General features: G+C 34.2%; 33 protein-coding genes. 6 read left to right on the top strand and 27 right to left on the bottom strand.

Annotation, left to right across the window (positions count from 1 at the left end):
- On the top strand, positions 1 to 266 hold a 266-nt coding region (locus tag NE544_RS08560; RefSeq protein ID WP_256269038.1), incomplete at its 5' end, for a hypothetical protein.
- Between the two features lie 299 nt (positions 267 to 565).
- Here the strand turns inward: NE544_RS08560 and NE544_RS08555 are convergent.
- The 7 genes from NE544_RS08555 to NE544_RS08525 form a co-directional block, all read right to left on the bottom strand.
- On the bottom strand, positions 566 to 1,942 hold the full coding sequence (locus tag NE544_RS08555) for a sensor histidine kinase KdpD (protein WP_256269037.1): 1,377 nt from the start codon (positions 1,940 to 1,942) through the stop codon (positions 566 to 568).
- Positions 1,930 to 2,592 carry a response regulator transcription factor gene (locus tag NE544_RS08550; RefSeq protein WP_055195474.1) on the bottom strand — a complete coding sequence of 221 codons (663 nt, stop codon included), beginning with the start codon at positions 2,590 to 2,592 and terminating at the stop codon, positions 1,930 to 1,932. The genes NE544_RS08555 and NE544_RS08550 overlap by 13 nt, the downstream gene beginning before the upstream one ends.
- Before the next feature lie 14 nt (positions 2,593 to 2,606).
- Positions 2,607 to 3,347, bottom strand: a complete 741-nt coding sequence (locus NE544_RS08545) for a lantibiotic immunity ABC transporter MutG family permease subunit (RefSeq protein WP_005330844.1) — start codon at positions 3,345 to 3,347, stop codon at positions 2,607 to 2,609.
- Position 3,348: 1 nt separating this feature from the next.
- On the bottom strand, positions 3,349 to 4,080 hold the full coding sequence (locus tag NE544_RS08540; RefSeq protein ID WP_256269036.1) for a lantibiotic immunity ABC transporter MutE/EpiE family permease subunit: 732 nt from the start codon (positions 4,078 to 4,080) through the stop codon (positions 3,349 to 3,351).
- On the bottom strand, positions 4,073 to 4,786 hold the full coding sequence (locus tag NE544_RS08535; protein WP_005609481.1) for a lantibiotic protection ABC transporter ATP-binding protein: 714 nt from the start codon (positions 4,784 to 4,786) through the stop codon (positions 4,073 to 4,075). The genes NE544_RS08540 and NE544_RS08535 overlap by 8 nt, the downstream gene beginning before the upstream one ends.
- A 104-nt stretch (positions 4,787 to 4,890) precedes the next feature.
- Positions 4,891 to 5,640 carry a bifunctional 2-polyprenyl-6-hydroxyphenol methylase/3-demethylubiquinol 3-O-methyltransferase UbiG gene (locus NE544_RS08530; RefSeq protein WP_256269035.1) on the bottom strand — a complete coding sequence of 250 codons (750 nt, stop codon included), beginning with the start codon at positions 5,638 to 5,640 and terminating at the stop codon, positions 4,891 to 4,893.
- Between the two features lie 161 nt (positions 5,641 to 5,801).
- The gene (locus tag NE544_RS08525; protein ID WP_256269034.1) at positions 5,802 to 6,140 is read right to left on the bottom strand and encodes a hypothetical protein; all 339 of its coding nucleotides are present in this window, start codon (positions 6,138 to 6,140) and stop codon (positions 5,802 to 5,804) included.
- Between the two features lie 473 nt (positions 6,141 to 6,613).
- On the opposite strand from NE544_RS08525, the gene NE544_RS08520 reads away from it, so the two are divergent.
- Positions 6,614 to 6,751 (top strand): hypothetical protein, encoded by a 138-nt coding sequence (locus NE544_RS08520; RefSeq protein WP_256269033.1) that lies wholly within the window; start codon positions 6,614 to 6,616, stop codon positions 6,749 to 6,751.
- A gap of 464 nt (positions 6,752 to 7,215) precedes the next feature.
- On the top strand, positions 7,216 to 8,736 hold the full coding sequence (gene cls, locus NE544_RS08515) for a cardiolipin synthase (RefSeq protein WP_256269032.1): 1,521 nt from the start codon (positions 7,216 to 7,218) through the stop codon (positions 8,734 to 8,736).
- A 76-nt stretch (positions 8,737 to 8,812) separates the two neighbouring features.
- Here the strand turns inward: cls and NE544_RS08510 are convergent, their stop codons facing one another.
- From NE544_RS08510 to NE544_RS08480, 7 genes are all read right to left on the bottom strand, one after another.
- Positions 8,813 to 9,745 carry an ROK family glucokinase gene (locus tag NE544_RS08510; protein ID WP_256269031.1) on the bottom strand — a complete coding sequence of 311 codons (933 nt, stop codon included), beginning with the start codon at positions 9,743 to 9,745 and terminating at the stop codon, positions 8,813 to 8,815.
- A 48-nt stretch (positions 9,746 to 9,793) separates the two neighbouring features.
- Positions 9,794 to 10,477, bottom strand: coding sequence for a hypothetical protein (locus NE544_RS08505; protein WP_256269030.1), 684 nt, complete (start codon positions 10,475 to 10,477; stop codon positions 9,794 to 9,796).
- A complete protein-coding gene (locus NE544_RS08500) occupies positions 10,459 to 11,166 on the bottom strand; it encodes a hypothetical protein (protein WP_256269029.1) in 708 nt (235 codons plus the stop codon). Before NE544_RS08500 ends, NE544_RS08505 begins: the two co-directional genes overlap by 19 nt.
- Positions 11,167 to 11,265: 99 nt before the next feature.
- Entirely contained in the window at positions 11,266 to 11,895 is a 630-nt protein-coding gene (locus NE544_RS08495; RefSeq protein ID WP_256269028.1) for a J domain-containing protein, read from the bottom strand.
- Entirely contained in the window at positions 11,892 to 13,631 is a 1,740-nt protein-coding gene (locus NE544_RS08490; RefSeq protein WP_256269027.1) for a molecular chaperone HscC, read from the bottom strand. The genes NE544_RS08495 and NE544_RS08490 overlap by 4 nt, the downstream gene beginning before the upstream one ends.
- Positions 13,632 to 13,639: 8 nt before the next feature.
- Positions 13,640 to 13,921: a hypothetical protein gene (locus NE544_RS08485; protein ID WP_118115629.1), complete on the bottom strand. Its 282-nt coding sequence runs from the start codon at positions 13,919 to 13,921 to the stop codon at positions 13,640 to 13,642.
- A gap of 54 nt (positions 13,922 to 13,975) precedes the next feature.
- A complete protein-coding gene (locus NE544_RS08480; protein WP_118115631.1) occupies positions 13,976 to 14,176 on the bottom strand; it encodes a hypothetical protein in 201 nt (66 codons plus the stop codon).
- Between the two features lie 42 nt (positions 14,177 to 14,218).
- Between NE544_RS08480 and NE544_RS08475 the strand changes: the two genes are divergently transcribed.
- Positions 14,219 to 15,103, top strand: coding sequence for a DMT family transporter (locus NE544_RS08475; RefSeq protein ID WP_256269026.1), 885 nt, complete (start codon positions 14,219 to 14,221; stop codon positions 15,101 to 15,103).
- Positions 15,104 to 15,256: 153 nt separating this feature from the next.
- On the opposite strand, the gene NE544_RS08470 is transcribed toward NE544_RS08475, so the two are convergent.
- The 7 genes from NE544_RS08470 to NE544_RS08440 form a co-directional block, all read right to left on the bottom strand.
- Positions 15,257 to 15,478: a hypothetical protein gene (locus tag NE544_RS08470; RefSeq protein ID WP_118116419.1), complete on the bottom strand. Its 222-nt coding sequence runs from the start codon at positions 15,476 to 15,478 to the stop codon at positions 15,257 to 15,259.
- 254 nt (positions 15,479 to 15,732) lie between these two features.
- Positions 15,733 to 16,587, bottom strand: coding sequence for a YitT family protein (locus NE544_RS08465; protein WP_256269025.1), 855 nt, complete (start codon positions 16,585 to 16,587; stop codon positions 15,733 to 15,735).
- A gap of 102 nt (positions 16,588 to 16,689) precedes the next feature.
- The gene (locus NE544_RS08460; protein WP_256269024.1) at positions 16,690 to 17,019 is read right to left on the bottom strand and encodes a type II toxin-antitoxin system RelE/ParE family toxin; all 330 of its coding nucleotides are present in this window, start codon (positions 17,017 to 17,019) and stop codon (positions 16,690 to 16,692) included.
- Complete coding sequence (locus tag NE544_RS08455; protein ID WP_117924856.1) at positions 17,016 to 17,321, bottom strand: type II toxin-antitoxin system RelB/DinJ family antitoxin; 306 nt, start codon at positions 17,319 to 17,321, stop codon at positions 17,016 to 17,018. The genes NE544_RS08460 and NE544_RS08455 overlap by 4 nt, the downstream gene beginning before the upstream one ends.
- A 199-nt stretch (positions 17,322 to 17,520) precedes the next feature.
- Positions 17,521 to 18,516 (bottom strand): alcohol dehydrogenase, encoded by a 996-nt coding sequence (locus NE544_RS08450; RefSeq protein ID WP_256269023.1) that lies wholly within the window; start codon positions 18,514 to 18,516, stop codon positions 17,521 to 17,523.
- A complete protein-coding gene (locus NE544_RS08445; RefSeq protein WP_256269022.1) occupies positions 18,513 to 18,620 on the bottom strand; it encodes a TIGR04076 family protein in 108 nt (35 codons plus the stop codon). The genes NE544_RS08450 and NE544_RS08445 overlap by 4 nt, the downstream gene beginning before the upstream one ends.
- Before the next feature lie 66 nt (positions 18,621 to 18,686).
- A complete protein-coding gene (locus NE544_RS08440; protein ID WP_256269021.1) occupies positions 18,687 to 19,013 on the bottom strand; it encodes a helix-turn-helix domain-containing protein in 327 nt (108 codons plus the stop codon).
- A gap of 145 nt (positions 19,014 to 19,158) precedes the next feature.
- On the opposite strand from NE544_RS08440, the gene NE544_RS08435 reads away from it, so the two are divergent.
- A complete protein-coding gene (locus NE544_RS08435; RefSeq protein WP_256269020.1) occupies positions 19,159 to 19,512 on the top strand; it encodes a cupin domain-containing protein in 354 nt (117 codons plus the stop codon).
- Between the two features lie 127 nt (positions 19,513 to 19,639).
- On the opposite strand, the gene NE544_RS08430 is transcribed toward NE544_RS08435, so the two are convergent.
- The 4 genes from NE544_RS08430 to NE544_RS08415 all read right to left on the bottom strand — a co-directional run bounded on the left by NE544_RS08430 (position 19,640) and on the right by NE544_RS08415 (position 22,117).
- Positions 19,640 to 20,182 (bottom strand): GNAT family N-acetyltransferase, encoded by a 543-nt coding sequence (locus NE544_RS08430; protein WP_256269019.1) that lies wholly within the window; start codon positions 20,180 to 20,182, stop codon positions 19,640 to 19,642.
- Between the two features lie 202 nt (positions 20,183 to 20,384).
- Positions 20,385 to 20,693 (bottom strand): type II toxin-antitoxin system RelB/DinJ family antitoxin, encoded by a 309-nt coding sequence (locus tag NE544_RS08425; protein WP_256269018.1) that lies wholly within the window; start codon positions 20,691 to 20,693, stop codon positions 20,385 to 20,387.
- Positions 20,694 to 20,938: 245 nt separating this feature from the next.
- A complete protein-coding gene (locus NE544_RS08420; protein ID WP_256269017.1) occupies positions 20,939 to 21,514 on the bottom strand; it encodes a histidine phosphatase family protein in 576 nt (191 codons plus the stop codon).
- Between the two features lie 12 nt (positions 21,515 to 21,526).
- Entirely contained in the window at positions 21,527 to 22,117 is a 591-nt protein-coding gene (locus NE544_RS08415) for a helix-turn-helix domain-containing protein (RefSeq protein ID WP_118318987.1), read from the bottom strand.
- A gap of 152 nt (positions 22,118 to 22,269) precedes the next feature.
- Here NE544_RS08415 and NE544_RS08410 point away from each other — a divergent pair, with 152 nt between their 5' ends.
- Positions 22,270 to 23,529 carry a DNA repair protein gene (locus NE544_RS08410; RefSeq protein WP_256269016.1) on the top strand — a complete coding sequence of 420 codons (1,260 nt, stop codon included), beginning with the start codon at positions 22,270 to 22,272 and terminating at the stop codon, positions 23,527 to 23,529.
- Between the two features lie 8 nt (positions 23,530 to 23,537).
- Here the strand turns inward: NE544_RS08410 and NE544_RS08405 are convergent, their stop codons facing one another.
- Together NE544_RS08405 and NE544_RS08400 are read right to left on the bottom strand one after the other, a co-directional pair.
- Entirely contained in the window at positions 23,538 to 23,864 is a 327-nt protein-coding gene (locus NE544_RS08405) for a YolD-like family protein (RefSeq protein ID WP_003865103.1), read from the bottom strand.
- A gap of 70 nt (positions 23,865 to 23,934) precedes the next feature.
- A complete protein-coding gene (locus tag NE544_RS08400; protein WP_256269015.1) occupies positions 23,935 to 24,363 on the bottom strand; it encodes a hypothetical protein in 429 nt (142 codons plus the stop codon).
- Positions 24,364 to 24,484: the final 121 nt, after the last annotated feature.

Raw genomic sequence — 24,484 nt, 5'->3', positions numbered from 1 at the left:
TAATTGTCGATTTTTTTGAAATAATTTTCAATCCAGCATATTACTTGGCGCTTACATTAAAAACAAATCTAGGGGTCTATAGGTTCATACCGATATGGCATCAGTCCCCTAAATTGACCCCTAGATATTTCTTGGAAACCCCTAGATTATTTGGTTACCCAGGCGTTCGAAATGTAATCGCAAAAAAAGCTGGGCAACGTTTCGAAGTTGATGTTGTTCAGAAAATGCTGATACCGAAAATTGCTATCAAAGATAAGCTACAATAGATTCTTTTTCTAATAGCCTATTAAGTTGCAGTATTTTGATCTATTTAGCTTCTTTTTTCTTATAATACCAATAACAGAAACTAATAAAAATTATGTCTAAAATACACATAATGATTTGCTCCGTATCATGCATATATACTATACAGAATCAATACTGTAGTAATGGTAAAAAAAGAAATCATTTTCCATTTTGAATAATCCGTAAATTGTAAACTTAGTAGTAATGTCTATTAAAAAGGCTTTTACATATTAGATAAAAGCATGTAAAATTTCTTTTACATAGCTTAATTGCGGTCTATTTAGCTTGTTTCTTGACTACTCAGGAAAAATATTTCTATCCTCGCCCCACCTGTATTTTCAGAATTTGAAAGTTTAATACTTCCACCATATTTTTCAGCCACAGTTTTTGCAAAAAATAGTCCCATCCCATAATGGGCTTCGCCATTTCTACTTGTGTCATCCATAAAAAACTGCTCTGTGCCATGCAATAATGCTTCTTTTGTAAATCCTGATCCGCTATCCTCCACAATGAATGTCAGCCGACCATCCTGCTCCTTTGCGTCAATATAAATGATTCCATTTTCTTTTGTATGCTCCACTGCATTCTGAATCACATTCATTACGGCTCGGAACATTGGATCATAAGCAATCGTTACCTTTTTATCACTTTGTTCCGCCTTCCAATCTATCTTCTGGTGATAGATTTCTACCAGTCCGAGTGCCTGTTCCTTTATATCTGCGAAAAAATCTTCTAACCTCACCGTTGTATAGATAACATCACTGCAATTCCATGATTTTGTGACATCTATCAACTGTTTTACATAACTTTGTATCTGTGTTGTGCCGTTCAAAACATAAGTGATATTTTTCTTCTGTTCTGTGGTCAGTTCAGTCTCTGAAAGTAGTTCTGCATTTCCCCGTACAATCGTAAGAGGTGTTTTAATATCATGCGCCAAAGCAGACATCTGCTGTTTCTTTTCCTGCTCTGTTTTCCACTGCTTTTCTAAAGATTCTCGCAATGCATCTCGCATATCATCGATTGCCGATAAACAGTCATCAAACTCTTTGATACCGGAACAGGATGTCTCATATTCCAGATTTTGATTCTTTATTTGTCCAATTGCGTCTAATACAGGCTGCATCTGCTTTTTGATTCTTTTTCCAAAACGTATGGACGGAATGATGATAATCGCTACCGCTCCAATCACAGACATAATACTCATCACATTCTGTGGTTCTATAAAATGCTCCCTCAAAAAAGCTGAATGATATTGAGGTGTCAGGCGATATTGCAATACAACAAATTCATTTTCCCTTACAATTACTTTATAAAAATATTTCCCGGATGCGTTTCCGTACTTTGCAACGTTCCATGCTATCTGTTCGTATTGTTCTGACAGATCTCCACCTATTTTCTCTCCATTCTCTGAAAAGATTACATAATCACAAAGTGCGGGAATCATCTCAGCAGTCACTTTATCTGCACGTAGAATCGTATCATATGCTTCATTAATCTTTTGCTCTGCATAATTTGCCGGATAAATACAGCCCACACTAATCAAAAGGGACAGCAGCAGCCAAGCAACAATCACCAAACCTACTAATGATCCAAGCATGACCAGTACATATCTCATAAAAATCCAGCTGAGTGCATTGCTTCTCTTTACTCTTCCCATTTATATCCAATCCCCCAGACTGTTTTTATCGGCATATAATCATAATCCGCAAATTTTGCTCTTATATTTTTGATATGCGTGATTATAGTACTGTCATTACTCTCATTGTCAAAGCCAAAGACCGCTTCCAATATCTGTTCCTTCGAGAAAACCTGTCCTCTGTTTTTAGCCAGAAATTCACAGATTTCGTACTCTGCTTTCGTAAACGGAAGTTCTTTATCATCCATCAACAGTTTCTTTTGTGACATCTGAATGCAGACTCTCCCTAAAACCATCCTGACAGAATGTTCCCTGTGCTCTCTTCTAAGATGTGCATTGATCCTTGCCCGAAGTTCCATCACTCCAAATGGCTTTGAAATATAATCATCTGCTCCTAAAGAAAGTCCGTTTACCAGACTGTTTTCCTCCGTTTTTGCCGTAAGAAACAAAATCGGACAATCCACAAGTATCCTAATTCTTTTGCATAATTCGAAGCCGTCAATTCCAGGCATCATAATGTCCAGTAAAATCAGGTCATAACGATGTAATTCTTCCATATTAATTTTTAGTGGATTACTTACTTTGGTAACCAGATGTCCATCCTTATTCAAAATGCTTTCTATCATTTCCAAAATTGCCGGTTCATCATCAACTGCCAGTATTTTTGCCATAGTTACCCTCGATTCTATTCCGATATTCTGTTTCCTTCCCAGTGGTTTACCCACCAAAAATAGTATACCATACTAATCCCTGTAAATATTAAGCAACCTGGTATGAATGACAACCATTCACCTACACTAGTTTCTCCCAATACAGATTGCAGATAAGTATATGGTACTCTACCCGTCCAGCAGACAAATACATATTTCCACACATAATCTCCAAGTCCGGTAAGCATCAATGCACTAATTAGTCCTGATATAATCCCTGCTCCAATGGATACCCCTTTTCCAAACTGAAAAGCTAGAATCAGCTGCCACAGATAAAGTGGAACACTACTTCCCCACAGCAGCAATGCTGCAAATATACATCCTTTCATGATTTCGATATCGCTTGATGCGATTCTTCCAAATCCAATTCCGAATATGATTGCTGTCAATAGGATAGAGCACAGACACAAAACCAGTAGCATCAACAGTTTCGATAAAAATGCTGCAGGTTTATCTGGTAAAGACAACAGATTTTGAAAATCACCTGCATTTTGTTCCTGTTCCATCACACTTGCTGTAAAAATTCCAATAAGTACCGGAAGTCCTGCTCCTATTGCCTGATAAAATGCAATCACTTTCATATTTTCATTCCATGGTGAAAAAAAGTAATATATTAAAAATATAACGCTGGTTATAATCGGAATCAGTAAGTGTGCCAGAATCACAGATGTTCCTTTCATCTTTCGCAAGTCTGCATTAAGAGATCTTCCAATCATCTTATTTCACCTCTCTTCTCTCAAACCATTTCAAAAACAGAACCGTTACAAAAACAAACCAGATGATTGAGAGACACATTCCCGGAACAATGACTCCCGTATCCAAAAGAGGATTCCCTGCTTCTGCGGCAAGTCCATTTGGTAAAACATGAAGCAACGGACACATCATTCGCATAGGGATTGCAGAAACAAGTACATACCAGATTCTAGTTTGTGATATTACCACACCGCTGACGGTAATAAATAGGCAGACGAACAGGTTTACAATCATTCCAAATCGTTCACTTAAAAATAAAGCTACCGGAATCTCCCATAACTCAGAAACCGTCAGAAACAATACCGCAATCAGCGCTCCTCCAACTGGAACATGTGTCGTTAGAAGAAAGCCTCCAAGCGTTGCTCCTGCAAACACAATCACATTAGAAAACAAAATCATGTACCCAATATAAATAATTTTCCCCAGCAACAATTTTCTTCTGTCTGTGGGAATAGTCATTAAATGATAGTATTTTATCTTTTTCTCCTGCGCCACAGAAAGATAACAAAATAGAGCAATCATCCCCGGCAGCAAAAGTGTATACCACCAGTTCCAAACACTTTCTGCATAAGCATTTGTCATCCCAAGAGTAAATATAAATGCCATGACAAATGTAAGAAGAGGAAATCCCCAGATAAACTTTTTTCGCATGGTTCTTTTGGCTTTTTGATGTTCTGCTTTTAAAATATTAACCATGGATTTCACCTGCTTTCTGGTTTTTTCTTACCACATTCATAAACAAATCTTCAAGATTATCTCCCTGCTTTAATGCTCCTTCGTATCCTAAGATTCCACCTGAAATAATCCCGACTTTATCTGCAAGTAACTGTACCTCTGAGAGAATATGACTGGAGAGAATTACAGTGATTCCCTGTTCCGGAAAAGACCGGATCAGCTCTCGTAATTCCTCGATGCCTATTGGATCTAATCCATTCGTAGGTTCATCCAATATCAAAAGTTCCGGTTCTCCAAGCAATGCCATTGCAATGCCTAGTCTTTGCTTCATCCCCAAAGAAAACTGTCCTGCTTTCTTCTTTCCGGTGTTTGTAAGTGATACAATCTGCAAGACCTCATCAATTCTGTTTTCATCTGTACCAAGCAATAATTGTCTTACCTTCAAATTCTCTCTGGCGGAAAGATTTTCATAAATAGGCGGATTTTCAATTAACGCTCCTATTTTTGATAAATCTTTTCTATCCAAAAGTTTTCCATCAAAGTAAATCTTTCCTGCAGTTGGTTTCATCATACCGGTCAGCATTTTCAATGTGGTAGATTTTCCCGCACCATTCGGTCCAAGCAGTCCATAAATCTGTCCCTTTTCGATATTAAGTGAAACATTATTTACCGCTTTCTGTTTTCTAAAATATTTACATAGATTTTGTGTCTGCAACATCATTTCCATCTTTACTATCCTTCCTTCTATATTTCATTTCTTACTGAAATATAACCTAACAGAAAAAAATAAAGATTTGATGAAGATTGCTAAATAATTCGTCTACTCTATTTTTATTCTCGTATGGAATAAACCATCAATTGAATATCATTATCAGAACTCGGCTTTCCACTGAAATCAGCAAAGCTGTTACAAATACGAAGTCCTAATTTACAGAATATCTCCGTGATTTCATCCAAACTATATAGCCTTATAGGATTTTCTTCTTTCATTTCAGGCTTATAAAGTGCTTCTCCATACATATAGTCTACCTGCCAATATATCAGCGTTTTTCTATCCTTCTCCCATTCAAAAGCAGATAATGTAAGTCCCTTTTCTCCTGCATCCCATAACTTGCAAGGGAAATGTGTTTGGGCATAGCTTCCATTCATGATATCCATAAAGTGCTTTCCACCATTTTTTAATGGTTTCGCAATGACAGAAAAAATCTTATGATTTTCCCCATCGTCTTCAAGATATCCTATTGCTCCATCCGCCATATTCAGCACAACATCAAATTCCTTATCAAATGTGATCGTGCGAATGTCCTGATAAATGAACTTTGCATTCAAATTTTCTTTTTTTGCCTGCTCGTTTGCATAATCTATGTACGTCGGTGTAATATCAATACCGGTAACATCATACCCACGTCTGGCAAACTCCAGTGAGTGCCGACCAAATCCACATGCAAGATCAAGTATTTTTTCCGTTCCTTTTAACTGTAACTGCTTGATTAGAAAATCTACTTGTCTGCCTGTATCTTCTACCCATGACATATTCTGAATATCCAGCGTCCAATTTTTTTGATACCAGTCTTTTTCCATTGCTTTCCAACTGTCATACTTATCCTGAAACTCACTGTAATCTTTAAAATCCTTTGGATCATTCCTGTGTGCATCAGCATCAAGTATCCGTTCATAGTTCCATTCACAAACAGTATCTATAACATCATCTATCGGCTATTGTTGAATTTCACCATTATCATCTATATAATCGACATTGAATAACTTCTTACGTTTAACGTTCGATGTCCATGTAAGGTTCGATTTTTCTTTCCAATATTCTTTTCTACAACATTTAAACCTTGGTGCCATATCACTGGCTTCTCATCTGGCCTAGAACAGTTTCGTTGTGAAAAGCTCTGATACGTTGTATGTTCAATAACATATCCATCTTCATTTCTAACATCAATATCTTTGTGATTTCTATATACGATGATTTCTGCAATCATGTTATTTGAACAAACAACTTTTTCTCTCACCCTATAATGCATAGTATGATTCTTTTTAAATTCATTTTTTGTGATTTTATTCATGGTTTCCATAGTCACGACCTTCCAAACATTTCCCTACAAATTGATCTTCCACATTCCGTATTAAATATAGAATCATAAGCCGATTTGGCTACTTCTTTTGAAAAACTCTCTTCAACAAAAAAAGTCTTCAGAGAAATGTTGAATTCTTTTGGAATCTCCTTTATATAGTTCAATCATTGCAGGATGTAATTTATAAATCATATTCAATACATGATCCTTTCGTTTTTAATATGATCTATCAGAGTCATATCTTTTGAAAACACAAATACATAGTGATATACTAGGCAATGCTAGATAAAGAAACCTTTTTATTTAACTCATCTCAATTTTATCTAGCATGTATAGGCCAATGCAATTTTTAAACCCTTTCTTTCGCATTGGTCTTTTACTTTGTTAATAAGTACAAGCGCTCATAAAGATGTATTTGAAAGTTCTTTCTTCAACTGTCTAGTAAAAGCGTTACATCAACAGTGTTTGAAGTGATGTCAGGTGAAGATTTTGATCAATGTATGATTGATTTATTGTATGGATATACAATAGCTTCGAATACGTATGTTTTAGTTCGCAAGAAAATTGTTTCAGAAATTAATAAGTTGATGTTACCTTATATAAAGGGATAATGTCTATATTTCAGAAAATATTTTCAAAAATGTGACATATGTCAATTTATTTTTCAGACAAACATGGTATAATTTTGGCAGTTAGATGAATGTTTATAAGCCAACAAACAATAATAATACGTCACACATAAACAACGCCAACTATCTCATGTGTGATTCCATCTAACAGTCGATTAGAGAACTAGTCTCCTCAAAAAAACACTAATACACTAGTTCTCTCCTCTTTTTATAGATTGTTTTATGAAACCTAGTGTATGGGTTTCATTTTTTATTGTGTTTTCTTTCAAATCAAAAACACGAGTGGTATACTATGTCTTGCCGATAGTTTTTTTCTTTTCCTTTCTGATTAGACCTGTTCGGTATATATTTTTTCGAGCCAGGATGACCTACCCAATCATAGTTGGCTCTTTTTTATTGTTCGTGAAAATGGTATATTACTTTATACTAGAAATGAGTGGATATTTATGAAATTAAAAATATGGTTCGGAAGAATTATTCCTTTAGTCATCATCGCATTAGGTGAAATTGTATTATACTGTAATCTATTTAAATGGCTAACAACATCTTTTGTCTTTGTTGAAATTGTTTTGCACATTCTATCCATTTTAATCGTATTAAATATCGTACGTACAAGTAGACATCTATCTTCAGATCTTATGTGGATTATTCTGATTATGTTGTTCCCTGTCTTTGGTACATTTGTGTATGTATTGATGTTATTAAGTTTGTTGTTTGGAAAAACATTCCGTAATATTATTAAAGAACAAAAAAAGGCATCTAGCTACTATATACAAGATGAATCGATTATTGATGAAATTCGTAACGATAATCCAGACTATGTATCACAGCTTGCTTTTTTACATAAAGAGGGATTCCCTTTTTATCGGAATACGGATTTTGAATATTATGCACCCTGCGAAAATGGATTTAATGTCATGTTAGAAGAACTAAAAAAGGCAGAAAAATATATTTTTATGGAATATTTCATCGTTGAAGAAGGGTTTGTGTTTAATTCCATTCTTTCTATTTTAGAAGAAAAAGTAAAACAAGGTGTAGAAGTACGTATCATGTATGACGATATGGGATCTTTAGGTACACTTCCCGCTTCTTATGCCAAACAATTAGAGAAAAAAGGAATCAAAGCTGTTTCCTTCAATCGTATTTCCCCTATCATTAATACGATTATGAACCATCGTGATCATCGTAAAATTTTGGTTATTGATGGTAAAGTTGCCTTTAGTGGTGGTGCTAATTTAGCTGATGAATATATCAATAAGAAAGTAAAACATGGTCATTGGATGGACAATATCATTTGTATTAAAGGTAAAGCCGTTTGGTCTTATTTAGTAATGTTTCTAACAAACTGGAACGCTTTACGTCATGAAGACTTTGATTATTCTGTTTTCAAAAATGAAGATGTTGTAGATGACACTTTGTTTGATGGCTATATTGCTCCTTATGCTGAAACTCCGTTAGACGAAGAATTGACGGGACAATCCGTTTATGAAGATTTATTAAATAGTGCCAATAAATATGTATATATAATGACACCCTACCTCATCATTGATTCAGAAATGATTAATACATTAATTCATACGGCTAAAAAAGGTGTCGATGTTAGAATCATCATGCCGGGTATTGCCGATAAAAAGATTGTACATGATATAGGAACTACATATTATAAACAATTAATTCAGGGCGGCGTTAAAATTTATGAATATGAGCCTGGTTTTGTGCATTCAAAAGTCTTTATTTGTGACGATACATATGCCACGGTCGGAACAATCAACTTAGATTATCGCTCCTTATACCTACATTTTGAAAATGGCACTTTATTGTATAAATCTAAGAAAATCATGGATGTGAAACAAAACTTTATAGACACATTATCGAAATGCAAAAAGATTCAAGTCGAAGATACGCATGTAAATATTATAAAAGGATTATTCCTAAGTATTATTCGTATCTTTTCGCCATTAATGTAAAAAATCGTAGAGAGATTTTCTACGATTTTTTCATTTCATCTAAAGGCTTTACGAATTTCTTGCGATTTGACAAGAACTAGAACAATGATTTTACACACCCATACATCCCGGCATCGTTTTCAAGTTTAGCCAAAACAATAGGTGTTTGAGCACATGCATTAAATACATATTTTTTAAAAGATTGAGTGATTCTTGAAGTTAAAATATCTCCAGCCTTTGAAACACCGCCACCAATCACAATGATTTCTGGATCGATCACACTACAAATTTGTGCCAATGCCTTTGCGAGAATTTTACATGTTGAGTCTACAATTTCATTAGCTACAACATCACCATTTTTAGCTTCATCATAGACATGTTTAGCTTCTAAACATTCATAGTTACGTAAACTCGAACTACGAGCATCTTGATCTAACACTTTCTTAGCTTGTGTAACAATTCCAGTAGCTGAAACATATTGTTCTAAACATCCATGATTACCACAGTTACATGCGGTTGGTTCATCATCCTTTACAGGCATATGACCAATTTCTCCACCAGCACCATGAATTCCGGAAACGATTTTTCCATTTAACACACAACCGCCTCCAACACCCGTACCTAGTGTCACCATCAAAACGTCCTGATATCCTTTTCCTGCACCTTGCCACATTTCACCAAGGGCTGCCACATTGGCATCGTTGCCTACTTGAACTGGAAGGCCTGAAATTTCATGAAATTCTTTTTCAACATTCAATGAATTCCAGCCTAAATTCACACATACACTCACAAAGCCATTTTTATTGACTGGCCCAGGTACACCTAGACCTACACCAATCACATCACTTTTATCGATGCCTTTTGTTTCAATAGTACGATTAATAAAATCAGCAATTTCAGTAAGGATATATTTTCCATTATCTTCTTTATTTGTCGGGATTTCCCATTTTTCAATCAAATCCCCCTCCACTGAAAATAATCCAATCTTTATTGTAGTACCACCAATATCTACTCCAAATCCATATTTCATATTATAATTTCTCCTTTAATAATAGCTTATTAAAATTCTTAAAAAGAATCAATCACTTTCATATACTTGTTTAAGTAAATCATCCACAATGAATTTAGTATATCTTTTACATCCATATGGAGTGCCATCACATAATGCATAATCACCAGAATATTTAATGACTTTACCACTTTTTAGATGCAAAGTATATCGGCTACTACACTCACCACTTAGTAATGGTTTATATGTTTTTTCACTGCCTAAATTTATTCTAATTTCATCAAAAAAGTCATAAATCTTTGGTTTGGACAAATTATAAATTTTATCATTTACTTGCACTGTTCCATTTATACATATTGATATATTATTTCTTTCAATCAGTGGCCCCAAAACAGGTTCATATTGTTCAAAAATACAATCCAGTTGTACAATTTCTTCATTTGTCAAATCCTGAAACCATGCTGGTTCTTTAAAATAAAGTGGTTTGTGAAGAAAAGTATCCATATCTTCATCATCTTCAAACTCGAAATCAGCACGAACAAATAGTTCATTTGTGTCTGGATCTACTTTTCGATCTATTATTTCATACAATTCAATAGAATGTACGTTATCATTTTCATCATAAAGATATTGAATTTTATGACGAGCTTTGGTGTATGAGAAGAAATTCGTAATATATGTTTTATATGTGGAACCATCTAAATAAGATGTATTGTATTTTACCTCTTCTAAAATCAAATAGTTATCTGACATTTTTTAAGCAACTCCTCTACTATATTTGTCGTACGACCTTCTTTATTAGGATCTGCACAATAATCAGCTTCATATTTAAAAACATTCCTATTATCACAATATAAAGTAAAACTTCTAGACCATCCGCCAACATATCTAGACTCATATGTAGTTTCACTACCTAGATTTTGTTTCATAGCTTCAAAGAATTGTTGAATGTAATTCTTGTTCACTTGATATGTTGAAACTACAGGATCATGATTTTCCTTTATATCTTCAATTTGAATCATACCATCATCAAAGATAGATATATTTATAGTTGTATTACTCGTTTTATTATCAAGTAGATCCAATATATCCCAATCAGAATAGCTACAAACGATTTTATTAATTTTTTCATTTGTTAAATCCTGAAACCATTCTGGTTCGTTAAAATAAAGTGGTTTGTGAAGAAGAAAATCCATATCAAATCCATCTTCAAACTCAACATCTACGCGTACAAATATTTCATTTGTGTCTGGATCAATCTTTTTTTCACTGAATGAATAAACTTCAGGAATATATACATTCCCTTCTTCATCGTAGAAATCATTGATTGTATGATGTGATTGGGTATAGGAAAAAAATGAAGTTACATAAGACTTGTATAAGGATCCATCATAATTCGATTTGTGAAGAATTGATTTTTCTAAAGTTAAATATGTTTTCATAACTAAACATTAACATATTAAAAAGGCTATTTCTAGCCTTTTAGAGTTGATCATATCATACATGATATAGAAATGAAGATTCTTTTTTTCTTGCGATTGTTAAACAATGCCAAATATCACCTCTAAAAGAATGACACTAATAACAATAAAAGCTACAAAGGCTGGCCTTTTATATAATGGGACATTTGAATAATCCATCGCATTTGATAACTTTGACATGTCATACTTTCCTAAATACATATAAATAGGATCTCTAAAATTCTTAATGTATTTTAATTTTCGAGATAAAAAGATGTCTTCTAATTTTCTACAGAACAATTCGTCTTCTAAATACGGCATGATTTTGGGATCTGTAAAAACTTGTACAATCTCTTTAGACCCAATCTTTTTAGGCAAATTTTTTTCAATCGAATTTAATATATCTTGATAAACAACGATATCCTTTTCATTCTCAACAAATAATGTCTTTACTTCAGGAATAGGTGGAGGAATGATTGTATCTTCTTTAGTTGAAATGGGTTGTGTTTTAATATCCTGTTTATTTTGTTCAAATGAAACAGACTCTATTTCTTGCTCTGGATGTAGGCACTGTTGATAAGCAGCCTGAATTTGTTTGAATTCTTCCGGATTATCTTCAGGATGATACTGTTTTAAAAGTCTCGCATACGCTCTTTTTATTTCTTTTTTATCACTTGTAGGCTCAATTCCTAATATTTCCCACGCATTCATGCCAAATATTCTCCTTCTTCATCCTCTTCTTGATTAAAGATATCCAATTGATCTACATCTTGGCAGGCTTCAATCTGATCTAAGATTGAAGACACTTGATTTATAAGACGTTTTCTTTTTTGGATATTGTTGATCAAAGTTTGCATATCTTTTGTGAATTCTGCATGAAGACGCATTAAATAATCTTGTGTTTCCTCATCCACTTCTTGATAGATTCTTTCAATACGAGCAAGCAGAGCATCCACTTCATTATTTTGATATAAAGCTAAAGACACTTCTTTGATGGAATCCAAACGAATAGATGCATCTACTTTTTCTAACACATCGCCTTTTGATACTCTAAAAATATAATGTTCCTTGGTAGAATGTACAATGGCTTCTACATACAACATGGAATTAATGTCATACGAATAGATTAAATCGAACGATTCATAATCATGCATATTTCTAGGAACATGAATACAAGCTTGGCCTAGAAATAAATTTTCTTTCGCATACATAGCCTGCCCTTGAAACACACTAATATTGACTTTGGTTTGCCCTTTATGCACTGTACGCAAAGTCATCTTTTTACTTGTTGGTAAAACTGAATTCTTAGGAATAAGCACGGTTGATAATTCTAAGTCTGGATTTTGTTCATTATACGTAGAAGTACTTAGTGAGAAAGGACAAATATCCGTCACAACTACATCTTTAATATTTTCATCCCTTTGTTTAATACCAATATATTTTCCAAGTCCAAGTGCAACTAAAGAATCCATGTGTTCTTCTTTTAATACAGGAATATTTAAAGCGTCTGATAAATAATGTTGAAGTACCGGCATTTGACTTGATCCTCCTACAAGAATTAAACTATCAAGTTCACCAGCTGAGAATCCACTGTCTTTTACGGCTTTACCAATCACGTTCTTACAAGATTCTAGTAAAGAATGTGTAGTATTAAATAATACATTTTCATCAAATATACAATTATAATTCTTATTTAAATGAACTAAAGATACTTCAACCACACTTTGTCTACTCAACTTGATTTTAGCTTGTTCGCAAGCACGTATAATACTTTGTTGGAATGATAAATCCAAAACATTAAAGTTTAACCCATTTTTTAAACAAAAGTATTCGGCCATAGCTCGATCAAAATCTGTACCACCCAAATGATTGTTTCCACTAATCGCATTGATACTAATCACATTTTCAAAACAGTCAACGACCGAAACATCTAATGTTCCTCCACCAAAGTCAAATACGACGAATGTTTCATATTCATCATCCATATGGCATGCGATTGCGGCAGCACTTGGCTCGTTGATCAACCTTTCTACTTTTACATTTAATAATTCTCCAATACGTTTTGTATCTTGTCTTTGACGGGCATTAAAATAAGCCGGAACACTGATCACAACTTCATCGATAGATTCATGTAAATAATTTTGCGCATCTTCAATCAATTGTTTCACGACAAAAGAAGAAAGTGTAGCTGAATCATACTCTTTCTTATCTAATGTATAAGTAACATCTGAACCCATATTTCGCTTAAACAAAGATGCACTACATTCTGGATGCGTAATTAATCTTTCCTTGGCCAATTTTCCAACAACAATCTTACCATCCAAGATACTGACAGCACTTGGAGTTACATATTCACCATACGCATTAGGAATCAATACGGGTTTTCCTTCTTTATAGACAACCGCTAAACTGTTGGTTGTTCCTAAATCTACGCCTAATATTGTCATATTCTCTCCTAACAAAAGTTTAAAATAGCCAAAATGATACTAAATACAAGTGAAATACTTCCATATACAATCAAACCATATTTTAATATGGATGATAATACATGTTTATAGCCTTCTGTATATTTGGTAAAGACAGATTTCTTGCGTAATACAAAATATAGAATAAAACATACAATGCCAACAATTCCATTATAGATGATCAAAAGTGGAATCAACATTGAAAGAAAGAAGACGCATAAGATCCATCCTACGCAAAACATCATCAATAGTAATACACACAATCCGCCCATAAAATCACCTTCTTTAAATCAACTATAGCACACTAAAAGCGGTATTTCTACCGCCTAGAAGTCTTTGTGGAACCTTCCTCCATAATGATTATCTTTATAGTTTGTGACATAAAGATAAATGACTAAAAGTGCAATCAAAACAAGACCAACGATAAACAATGAATGAGCAGACATCTTTCCATATAAGAACATGCATCCACATCCAATAAGTAATAACACATCGACAATAATGACAACAGGATCTAATTTCTTCATTTTTTTACACTTCCCTTCACTTTCTTGTTATAATTATTTGGCATGAAAAATAAAACAATGATCGGACATATTTTAGCCTTTGTGTGCATTATGATTTGGGGTTCTACCTTTGTATCGAGTAAGATTCTTTTAGATAGTTTCACACCCATTGAACTGTTATTTATACGCTTTTTGATTGGCTTTTTAGCCTTATGCATCTTAAGTCCTAAAATATTAAAATTAGAAAATAGAAAAGACGAAATTTGGTACATCCTTAGCGGATTAACCGGTGTTTTCCTCTATTACTTTTTAGAAAGTACAGCTCTAGTCTACACTTATGCCACAAATGTAGGTGTCATTATATCTATAGCTCCATTTTTTACTTCGATACTCGCTTATTTATGTTTTAAAGATGAACCCTTTAAGATCAACTTTGCGATTGGATTTATTGTAGCCTTTATTGGAATCTTCTTCATTAGCTTCAATGGCCAACAAATGCACCTATCTCCAAAAGGAGATATTCTTACCATTGTGGCAGCCATCATGTGGGCTATTTATAGTGTTGTATTAAAGAAAGTCAATGAATTAGGACATACTTCCATTCAAAATACGAAACGAATCTTTGCGTGGGGACTTTTCTTTATGACAATCAGCCTTCCAATATTAGGATTTGATGTATCCATGGATGAGATTCTAATCCCACTCAATCTATTAAATCTACTTTTCTTAGGTGTAGTAGCTTGTGCAGGATGTTTTGTGATTTGGAACTATTCTTGTTCCATATTAGGAAGTGTTAGAACCAATCAATATGTATATTTAAACCCCATTGCCACAATTATCTTTTCAGTAATTATCCTACATGAAAAGATTACGCCATGTATTGTTCTTGGAACCATACTTACTTTATCCGGATTAATTATATCTGAATACAAGAAGAAAGAATCTTAACCGATTCTTTTTTTTATTTCCCTTAAAATCGATTCAGCTTCTTTTTCATCACCTCTTTTATCATTTCTGCAACCTTGCGATCTTTAATATATTGATTCGTATTGACCATCGTCTTTTCTTTAGAAACATATATGGCCAAAATAGTTTCATCTTTTATACAACCTTTACTCCAACAAATAGATATGGATCTTGTAGAATCCCAGATGGTAATGGTCCTGAAGGAAGTATAGCCGTAAATGGAATACCCTTTTCTTTATACTTAGCCTTTTCATTTAAGACAGAAACACGAACTACATCACTATAAGAATATGTATCGGGTGGAATGGTAAATTGTTTATTCAAAACTTCAAACCTTATGTATTCATCGATATTCATGGTTGAACCTCCACATTATTAAGCAGCCAATAATTAGGCTAATGCCACTCACAATTAGACTTGTATTTTTAGATAAGTAATAATAAGCCAAGCGATTACACAGCCAAATTAAAACTGTGATTACACAATTTCCAAATACCCTTTTATCCATACCCTATCTCCTTATCTTCATATTAATCATTTAGTCATTTAGAATCAAATGTATTGTCAAAATAGGTCATTTAAAAGGAAAAAAAAGCAAGGTCTTGCCTTACTCAAATCTTTGGTTGATATCGCATATCCGATACATTATATACAGTGATAAATGCTTTTGGATCGAGTGTATTAATGAATTTCATCAACTTTTGATATTCCGCTTTATCCACGATTGTGATGATTTCATTACGCTTTTCCATATTGTATGCACCATATGCTTCATATACCGTTGCCCCACTATGTAGTTCATGGATGATAAATTCACGAAGCTCTTTTTTTTTTGGAGTAATAATACACACTCTTCGTTTAATATTATGATCAAAGATAAAATGATCGAGAACAATGCCATTAAAATAAGTGCCCAAAATACTTAATACAACTGTTTTCTTATCATAAACAAGAGCTGCGGATAAGGCCACACACATACCCGATAAGGACATCGCTTTTCCTAGTTCCATATGCAGATATTTATTCATAATTTTTGCGACAATATCAAGACCACCTGATGAAGCATTTCGATTGAATAAAATGCTCAATCCTACACTTACAACGAGTATGTAACACAAGACATCTAGTTCCTGGCTGTTTGTGAAAGATACAAAATTCGGAAACAGGATCTCAAATAATGCAAGAAAAACAGGAAGCATGATGCTTGTATAGACTGTTTTTACACCAAATTCTTTGCCACAAGTTAGAAAGCCAATAATCAATAAAACGACATTTAAAATCATGGTGATGACTGATAATGGTAGAGGTATAAAATTAGATAGTATAATACCCAATCCAGAAATACTACTTACTGAAGTATGACTGGGCACAAGAAAAAAATAGACGGCTGCCCCAATAATTCCAACCGCAACAGTTAAGATTAAAGTTTCCTTTATGATATTTGTATAATTATATTGTTTATTCATCGTAATTGTCTCCTAGTAATTCATTGTGTCTTTATTTTATCAAATAAACCTATCTTAATACACACTAAAAATGGAACTCCTAGTTAAAAGTTCCATTTCTGTTTATATATTTGAATTAATAATTCCTTTAATGTCACGGCCGCCATAGAATATTCGAGTTATTATAACCATCTTTGTCTTGTCATCAACAAGATAATATGCAATATAATTATCTATAGGCAGCTGAAGCATATTCATTGATTGCCAAGGCTCCCATTCAACTAGCTCATGACAAGCTGGCATAAAATCTAATGAACGGATTTTTTCTCGAATACGCTTTATTTGAGCGGCAGCAGTTTTAGGAACAAGAAGTTCATACGCAATATAAGAATAAATTTCACGTAAATCGGAAAGTGCCTCTCCAGAATAGCTGACTTTATAGTTATTCATCATATTCCAAATTCTTTTGCGAGTATTGTATCTACTTCATCTGCAGAATACACATTTCCAGTATTGATGGAATCAACTCCCTTTTGAAGCTCTTTGTCTAACTGTTTTTTTGTCATTGCACCAACAGCTAATGGTTCAGAAGAAGGAAGCTTCAAATCAAATGGGATACCTTTTTTCAGTACGATTTGGCTATAAAGCATCTGAATTGCACTGGATGGAGAAATTCCAAGTTGAGAAAGAATGCTCTCGGCATTATCTTTAAGTTTGGTATCTATTCTAGCATAAACAGCAGTTGTATTTGCCATAGTATCACTCCTTTTCTTTATTATACATATTAATTGCTTGCGTTCGCAAGCGATTAATATTGTTATTGTAATATATGGTATAAATTTTCACAAACATGTCTTATTATATTAGTTAATTCAGCTAAAAAATGTCAAAAAAAGAAATCCTGAAACCATGTTGAAATACATGATTATCGGATTCCTTTTTCTGTAGTTGAAATCAGCACTCTATTGCCACTTTAATTACACCATCTCTTTTATTTTCAAATAAATCATACCCTTGGGCAATTTTACTAAGAGGATATGTATGTGTGATCAAAGGCTCTGTATTGATCTTACCTTGTGCAATTAATTGTAAAGTCTTTTCACAATCACAACCATCAACACCGCCGGTTTTGAAAGTTAGGTTTTTTCCATACATGTCTGGAAGTGGCAAGATTTGTGGTTCATCATATAAAGCTACGATTGTCACAATCGCATTCGGCCTTGCACATTGCCATGCAAGCTGAAAAGTAGAGGGTACACCCGCAACTTCAAGAACAACATCCGCTCCACCATGATCACTATTTTCTAGTACAAAGTCTTTGCACTCTTCTGGAGTTACTGTTAAAACTTCTGGATAATGCTCATGGATAAATTCAATGCGATTTTCATCTTTTTCACACATGATTATTCTTTTTGGCTTTTGAAGCATCACACACAATAAAGTACAAATACCTGTAGGACCTGCACCAATAATCAACACAGTATCGTCTTCTTTGATTTCAGAAATACGAGTTGCCCAATATCCTGTAGCTAGTACATCCCCAACAAATAAAGCCTGTCGATCACTAACGTTTTCAGGAATCTTATTCAATCCCTGATCTGCAAAAGGAACACGCACATATTCTGCTTGTCCACCATCAATACGACATCCAAGAGCCCATCCACCATTATCATCCGTACAGTTATTTACATAGCCGTTTTGGCAGAAAAAACATTCTCCACAAAAAGTTTCTACATTCACCGTTACACGATCGCCAGGCTTTACATGAGTCACTTTACTTCCAACTTGTTCTACAATACCAACCATTTCATGACCAACAGTAATACCAGGCACGGCACGAGGAACACTTCCATGTTTAATATGCAGATCACTTGAGCAAATGCTCGCAAGTGTTACTTTTACAATCGCATCCCTTTCATGAAGAAGTATCGGTTTTGGTTTATCTATCAATTCAAATTTTCCTTTTTCATCCAGCCTTTCATAATGGAACCACGTTGTAATCCGGTATAAATATAGCGTAAAATCGCATCCCATGCCTCGGAACAGAATGGCATTTTGGACCGCCTACAACGGTATCTGCATCACCACTATAACTAATCCCGCGATAAAGAGTCCTATATTTAATCAACAATCGTCTTATAATAATTACCGAAGTCTGCCAATGCATCAATGATCGGCATCATTTCTTTTCCAAGGTCTGTAAGTCCATAATAAACTTTTGGTGGATTCTCATGATAATCATTTCTATACACAAGACCATCATCTATCATTTGTCTCAGACTATCAGTTAGTACTTTTTGAGAAATTCCTTCTAAATCTCTCTGAAGTTCATTGAATCTCCATGGACGCATTCTTAAGTTTCTTATTATCAATAACTTCCATTTACCACCTATCAAGGATACTGATGTTGCTACAGGACATGCTGGAAGCTCTTCTTTTGTCTTCATGTGCAGTCACCTCATTTCATATACATTATGGCACATTCATTTTATTGTGCACAGTAACAAAAAGGTGCGTACTATTTTTTGAGTGCGTAAATGATTATACTATAATCAAGCAACAAGGTTGCGAATAGTAATGGAGGTAATTAAAATGTCAAACTACACAAAAACCAATGTTGGTAATGAAGGTCGTGCAGAACTTCATGAAACACTTTCTCTAACGGGAGCTGAAGTAAGTATTAATTCTCTACCTGCTGGTGCAAGCGTTCCTTTTGTTCATTCTCATAAAAATAATGAAGAAATCTATGGAGTTATTGCCGGAAAAGGAACGGCTATCATTGATAGGGATACTATCGAAATTACTGCTGGTGACTGGTTAAAAATCAGCCCTACAGCAAAACGTCAATTCTTTGCTGCAAGTGATTCAAGTATCACTTATATTTGCATTCAGGTGAAAGAAAACTCACTTGATGGATTCACAGCTGATGATGCGATCATTTATTAAAAATATTGCATAACTGCATGAAACCCTCCAAGCTTTAATGGCCCGGAGGGTATTTATGATTCAATGCTGCTTTTCAAAATTTAGCAATTCTTGTCATTTACAAAGATTAAGAAGTACAAATTGGCAGCTATCTCTTCTTTAACCATTCTTCCTTCGTCAATGCATTGACATGGCAGGTCCGTTTCTCATGCATCAAAGGGACATCAATGTCTTCACTCGTCCACTGATACTTAAAACCGACCTTTTCTTGAACACGCTTCGATTTGATGTTGCCCTCATAATATCCGCACCAAACTTTACTCATACCGATATCTTCGAAAGCGTGACGAAGAAGCTCATTTGCGGCTTCCGGCATCAGTCCTTGCCCCCAGAAAGGTTTTCCAATCCAGTAACCAAGTTCGCATTCATCGTCTTTTTCGGTCATATCGGTATGACCATTTATTTTCAGTTCAATAGCGCCAATAACCTTTCCATCTTCTTTTAGGCAGATTGCATACGCCTCTTTGCCATTTAAGACATTTTTAATTACATCTTTGCTTTCATCTAAACTCTGATGTGGCGGCCATCCAGCAATCGGTCCCACATCTGGATTACTTGCATATTTATACAAATCCTCTGCATCACTTTCTTCCCAGCGGTGCAGAATTAATCTTTCTGTTTCAAGTATCATACTTCGTCCTTCGTTCTCCTTTTTCTTTCAGCTGCTTCATGAACTACCACACCTGATATGGTTGGAATCACTGTGATGGACTCTTCTCAATTGAAATTTGTATTACCACAGTGATTTTGATTTATGCAATACAACATGTACACACATTACATCTAATTCATCCCATGACTAAAGTCACGAGCGTTCTGACTTCAACAGTAAATCACAGATTGTAATCTTTACGAATATCTGCAAAAGCTGCATTCGCTTCTCTTGTTCTTCCCACTTTGATATCCGCATATCCTTTCTCAAGTTCTGCACTCAGTTCTGTTTCTGATAAAGAGGACATATCTACAGGACGAGATGATGGAATTTTCACATCAAACGGAAGACCTCTCTGAAGAATAATCTGTTTATAAAACACATTGATAGCATTGGAAGCAGGGATGCCCAGTGCTGATAAAATGCTTTCTGCCTGTTCTTTCACTTCCGGCTCAATGCGAGCATAGAGATTCGCTGATTTTGTTGCCATATAAAGCACCGCCTTTCAGATACTTTCTTAATCTTGTTATACCTATATGTGAGTACAGCAGCAATACATTTCCAAAATTTACAATTTATTCATCAAAACTTATCAAAGTCCTCCTGCATTGCAATGCTGAAAATTCTGAAAAGCCCTTATTTCAAGCCTTTTTCACACTTTTACTTGTGTACTTTAGTCAACAGAACCACGCTCTTAACATGGCTAGTAACAGGAAATGTTTCTATATACATCCCTTACTTATATGTTTTAATAAATGTATGCTTACCATGATTGGATTCATAAACACGAATCTCACAATTGTTTGGCTTTGGTCTCCACTTAATACCATTTTTACGATTTTCTAGATAGCCACATAAAGAACGAATGATACCACCATGACATACGATCAATACATTCTCATAATTCTTCTTTTCAAGTTCCTTTAAAAAGGATTGACTTCGTTTGACCATACTTTTGACAGATTCAACCGACTTAGGATTTGGCAATAGTTCAGGAAATGCCCAATAGGAAGTCATTTTTAATCCTAATTTAAAGTAGTTACGAAGCTCGTAATCCCCAAAATCCACTTCGATAATACGAGAATCAATCTTTACATCCTTTTGATCTACATTGCCAATAATCGACGCAGTCTGAATCGCTCTTTGTAAAGGACTTGCATATACCGCATCAAAATGAATATCTCCAATCTTTTTTCTGGCCTCTTTCGCTTGTTGAATTCCTGTCTCATTTAAAGGTTCATCTGTAAGTCCCTGCATTAATTTTTGTTTATTTAAAGCTGTCTGGCCATGTCTAGTAATCCAAATCTTCATTCAATTACTCCCTCAATCAAAGTCTCTACGAGCATATAAGACTTTTCCAATAACCTTTACCGGAAGTTCTTCCACTTCTTCAGGCGTAAAAACCTTTGTGTCAATCTTAGGATTTGCAGCTTCTAAAATCATTAAACCCTTTTTATATAAAACACGCTTTAATGTTGCTTCCTCACCCACAAGTACAATCGCAATACTTCCAGATTCCACTTCATTTGTCTGTTTCACAAAGACAAGATCCCCCTCATAGATATGAGCGTTGACCATAGAATCACCTCGCACACGCAAAAAGTAATCGCCTTTTTTACCATCATGTCGATTTAACTCAATATACCCCTCAATATCTTCCATTGGAAAACCATCATATCCAGCTTTTACACTACCAACAATGGGTTTGATTCTTTCTTCTTCATCCAAAATACTTTTAACATCACAATCCAGCATATCGGATAGTTTCTTTAATGTATTGGCCTTTAAATGTGTGCTTTCACCCTTTAACCAACGAAAATATGTAGCACGACCAATTCCTATTCTTTTAGCCGCCTCATCATGTTTAATGTTATTTTCGATTTCATATTGTAGTAATAATTGTCTTAACTGCATAGTTACACCACCTTTATCTATATAGTATCAAAAAATAAATAAAATGCCAGTAAAAATTTATTAACTTTTTAAGAAAGTCTCAAATCTATCTTGAATTTTTATATATTTTTAACTATGATTTTATACGAACGATATGGGGTGTGGAGGTATTTATGCAAAAAACATATTTATGTATTGATTTAAAATCCTTTTATGCATCCGTTGAATGTGTTGAACTCGGCCTTGATCCATTCAAAGTCAATCTTGTAGTGGCTGATCCTACACGAGGTGGTGGTGCGATTACTCTAGCTGCAACACCAGCCATTAAGAAATTAGGCGTATCGAGTCGTGGTCGTATTTTTGAAATTGATCCAAAAATCGAATATATGATTGCTCCACCTAGAATGCACTTGTATATGGAATATAGCTGCAAAGTTTATAAAGTCTTCTTGGAATTTATTGCCAAAGAAGATATTCATGTCTATTCCATTGATGAATCCTTTTTGGATGTCACAAGCTATTTAAAGCTCTATCAAGTCAATGCCAAAGAATTGGCAAAAAAAATGTTAGACCGTATCTATGAAAAAACCGGTCTTACAGCTACTGTAGGGATTGGAACCAATTTGTATCTCGCTAAGATTGCGATGGATATATCCGCCAAACACAATGCCGATCGCATGGCCTATTTAAATGAAGACTTATATCGCCAAACATTATGGCATCATGTTCCATTAACAGATTTTTGGATGCTTGGAAATGGAACGGAAAGAAGATTACACAAATTAGGTATCTATGACATGTACGACTTGTGTCAATTTCCTATTGAAATATTATATAAAGAATTTGGTGTGAATGCCGAATATATCATTGACCATGCTTGGGGCAAAGAGCCTACAACCATTCAAGACATTAAAAATTATAAATCGAAACAACATTCTATATCCAATTCCCAAATTCTTTTTGAGGATTATTCCTACCAAAATGCCTTTGTGGTTATGAAAGAAATGGTGGATCAAAATGTATTGACATTAACCGAGAAACATTTAGTGACTAAACAAATTTCTCTTATGATTGGCTACTCCAAAGATTGTATCAAACCAAGCTGTGGCTCCTGTAAGATTACCAATTGTACAAACTCCTATTCCATCTTATTAGAAGAATTCAAACAACTCTATATTCGCATTGTGAATCCAAACTATCCCATTCGACAGATTGCGATTGGTTTTCAAGATGTGAAAGATGAATATTATTATGAGAATTATGATTTATTTACAGACGTAGAAAAAGTAGAACGAGAAAAAAAGCTACAGGAAACCTTAGTTCAAATCAAGCATCGCTATGGCAAGAATGCCATCTTAAAAGGGATGAATGCCTTAGATTTTGCGACCGCTAAAAAAAGAAATACATTGATTGGTGGCCACAACGCATATTAGAGGAGTTTTCACTCCTCTAATTGTATATAGCTAATTTGTTTCAGGTTGATCTTTGTCTTTACGATTTGAAGTATTTGCGTATCCAGATTGATTTTAGAAACTACGCCTGTGATTCTTTTATAATTGATACGATCATAATACTCAATCGTGACTAGTTTTCCTTTTTGAATTTCATGCACTCTTTCATTTAAGATTTCATAATCATCCTGCGATAAAATTCTTGGGCTGACAATTTCTACTTCACATTCTTGAATCATTTCTTTAAAGCCTTTTAAAGAATCAAAGCTCTGAAAGATCTGAGCCCGATTTTCTTTTTTCTTGTGTATTAAATCCATGTGTATCACATCCTTATAAGGATATCATACGTATTTATTATATAAATTCAAGATAGATTTGAGACTTTCTTTAGAAATTTTCTAAAATGTATTTTTGTGCGTTCAAACACTTTCTTAAACGTACTTGCGTATTATCTTCATTTGTATCCGCTTGTTTAAAATGATTTGAACTTGCCAATCGAGAATAGTAGGCATCAAGATAATCTTGTAGTTCCATATACTTATCTGTATCTAGATTCAATTCAAAACCTTCGTGCGTTGCCTTGAAATCATTCATCTTATCCAATTCAGCTAGTAAGCCATCAATGATTTCTAAAGTTAATTCATCTTTTTTAACTGCCTTTAAATATTGGTTTAAACGCTTTTTAAAGACCATTGTATTAAATGTACCATCCTCTTTCATCTTCTCTATTTTCTTTTTAAAGAAGTAAGATCCTACAGCTAAAGAAGCCGTTGTCGTTAATAACGCTATAAATTTGATTTTTTGTTTTTTTGTCATAATTAAAACCTCGATTCATCTATTTACATTTTACTTTAAAATGAAAAAACATTCCACTAAGGAATGGACTATATAAAAATAGTTGGGGTCTAGATACGCTATAAGATTACATAGGGTAATG

Source organism: Holdemanella sp. MSK.7.32, from assembly GCF_024460475.1.
Taxonomy (GTDB): domain Bacteria; phylum Bacillota_I; class Bacilli_A; order Erysipelotrichales; family Erysipelotrichaceae; genus Holdemanella.
The sequence above is the reverse complement of the archived record's forward strand: the minus strand, read 5'-3'. Positions and strand labels throughout refer to the sequence as shown.

Bases quoted from the DNA above. Each gene is read 5' to 3' on its own strand.
- NE544_RS08435 (WP_256269020.1), top strand. From the start codon at position 19,159: ATGTCAAACTACACAAAAACCAATGTTGGTAATGAAGGTCGTGCAGAA.
- NE544_RS08445 (WP_256269022.1), bottom strand. From the start codon at position 18,620: ATGCCATTCTGTTCCGAGGCATGGGATGCGATTTTACGCTATATTTAT.
- NE544_RS08410 (WP_256269016.1), top strand. From the start codon at position 22,270: ATGCAAAAAACATATTTATGTATTGATTTAAAATCCTTTTATGCATCC.
- cls (WP_256269032.1), top strand. From the start codon at position 7,216: ATGAAATTAAAAATATGGTTCGGAAGAATTATTCCTTTAGTCATCATC.
- NE544_RS08530 (WP_256269035.1), bottom strand. From the start codon at position 5,640: ATGGAAAAAGACTGGTATCAAAAAAATTGGACGCTGGATATTCAGAAT.
- NE544_RS08480 (WP_118115631.1), bottom strand. From the start codon at position 14,176: ATGAAGAAATTAGATCCTGTTGTCATTATTGTCGATGTGTTATTACTT.
- NE544_RS08415 (WP_118318987.1), bottom strand. From the start codon at position 22,117: ATGCAGTTAAGACAATTATTACTACAATATGAAATCGAAAATAACATT.
- NE544_RS08485 (WP_118115629.1), bottom strand. From the start codon at position 13,921: ATGGGCGGATTGTGTGTATTACTATTGATGATGTTTTGCGTAGGATGG.
- NE544_RS08510 (WP_256269031.1), bottom strand. From the start codon at position 9,745: ATGAAATATGGATTTGGAGTAGATATTGGTGGTACTACAATAAAGATT.
- NE544_RS08520 (WP_256269033.1), top strand. From the start codon at position 6,614: ATGTCAGGTGAAGATTTTGATCAATGTATGATTGATTTATTGTATGGA.
- NE544_RS08490 (WP_256269027.1), bottom strand. From the start codon at position 13,631: ATGACAATATTAGGCGTAGATTTAGGAACAACCAACAGTTTAGCGGTT.
- NE544_RS08495 (WP_256269028.1), bottom strand. From the start codon at position 11,895: ATGAATGCGTGGGAAATATTAGGAATTGAGCCTACAAGTGATAAAAAA.
- NE544_RS08550 (WP_055195474.1), bottom strand. From the start codon at position 2,592: ATGGCAAAAATACTGGCAGTTGATGATGAACCGGCAATTTTGGAAATG.
- NE544_RS08460 (WP_256269024.1), bottom strand. From the start codon at position 17,019: ATGATGAATAACTATAAAGTCAGCTATTCTGGAGAGGCACTTTCCGAT.
- NE544_RS08425 (WP_256269018.1), bottom strand. From the start codon at position 20,693: ATGGCAACAAAATCAGCGAATCTCTATGCTCGCATTGAGCCGGAAGTG.
- NE544_RS08555 (WP_256269037.1), bottom strand. From the start codon at position 1,942: ATGGGAAGAGTAAAGAGAAGCAATGCACTCAGCTGGATTTTTATGAGA.
- NE544_RS08470 (WP_118116419.1), bottom strand. From the start codon at position 15,478: ATGAATATCGATGAATACATAAGGTTTGAAGTTTTGAATAAACAATTT.
- NE544_RS08475 (WP_256269026.1), top strand. From the start codon at position 14,219: ATGAAAAATAAAACAATGATCGGACATATTTTAGCCTTTGTGTGCATT.
- NE544_RS08430 (WP_256269019.1), bottom strand. From the start codon at position 20,182: ATGATACTTGAAACAGAAAGATTAATTCTGCACCGCTGGGAAGAAAGT.
- NE544_RS08535 (WP_005609481.1), bottom strand. From the start codon at position 4,786: ATGGAAATGATGTTGCAGACACAAAATCTATGTAAATATTTTAGAAAA.
- NE544_RS08505 (WP_256269030.1), bottom strand. From the start codon at position 10,477: ATGTCAGATAACTATTTGATTTTAGAAGAGGTAAAATACAATACATCT.
- NE544_RS08465 (WP_256269025.1), bottom strand. From the start codon at position 16,587: ATGAATAAACAATATAATTATACAAATATCATAAAGGAAACTTTAATC.
- NE544_RS08525 (WP_256269034.1), bottom strand. From the start codon at position 6,140: ATGGAAACCATGAATAAAATCACAAAAAATGAATTTAAAAAGAATCAT.
- NE544_RS08500 (WP_256269029.1), bottom strand. From the start codon at position 11,166: ATGAAAACATATTTAACTTTAGAAAAATCAATTCTTCACAAATCGAAT.
- NE544_RS08400 (WP_256269015.1), bottom strand. From the start codon at position 24,363: ATGACAAAAAAACAAAAAATCAAATTTATAGCGTTATTAACGACAACG.
- NE544_RS08545 (WP_005330844.1), bottom strand. From the start codon at position 3,347: ATGATTGGAAGATCTCTTAATGCAGACTTGCGAAAGATGAAAGGAACA.
- NE544_RS08540 (WP_256269036.1), bottom strand. From the start codon at position 4,080: ATGGTTAATATTTTAAAAGCAGAACATCAAAAAGCCAAAAGAACCATG.
- NE544_RS08440 (WP_256269021.1), bottom strand. From the start codon at position 19,013: ATGAAGACAAAAGAAGAGCTTCCAGCATGTCCTGTAGCAACATCAGTA.
- NE544_RS08420 (WP_256269017.1), bottom strand. From the start codon at position 21,514: ATGAAGATTTGGATTACTAGACATGGCCAGACAGCTTTAAATAAACAA.
- NE544_RS08455 (WP_117924856.1), bottom strand. From the start codon at position 17,321: ATGGCAAATACAACTGCTGTTTATGCTAGAATAGATACCAAACTTAAA.
- NE544_RS08405 (WP_003865103.1), bottom strand. From the start codon at position 23,864: ATGGATTTAATACACAAGAAAAAAGAAAATCGGGCTCAGATCTTTCAG.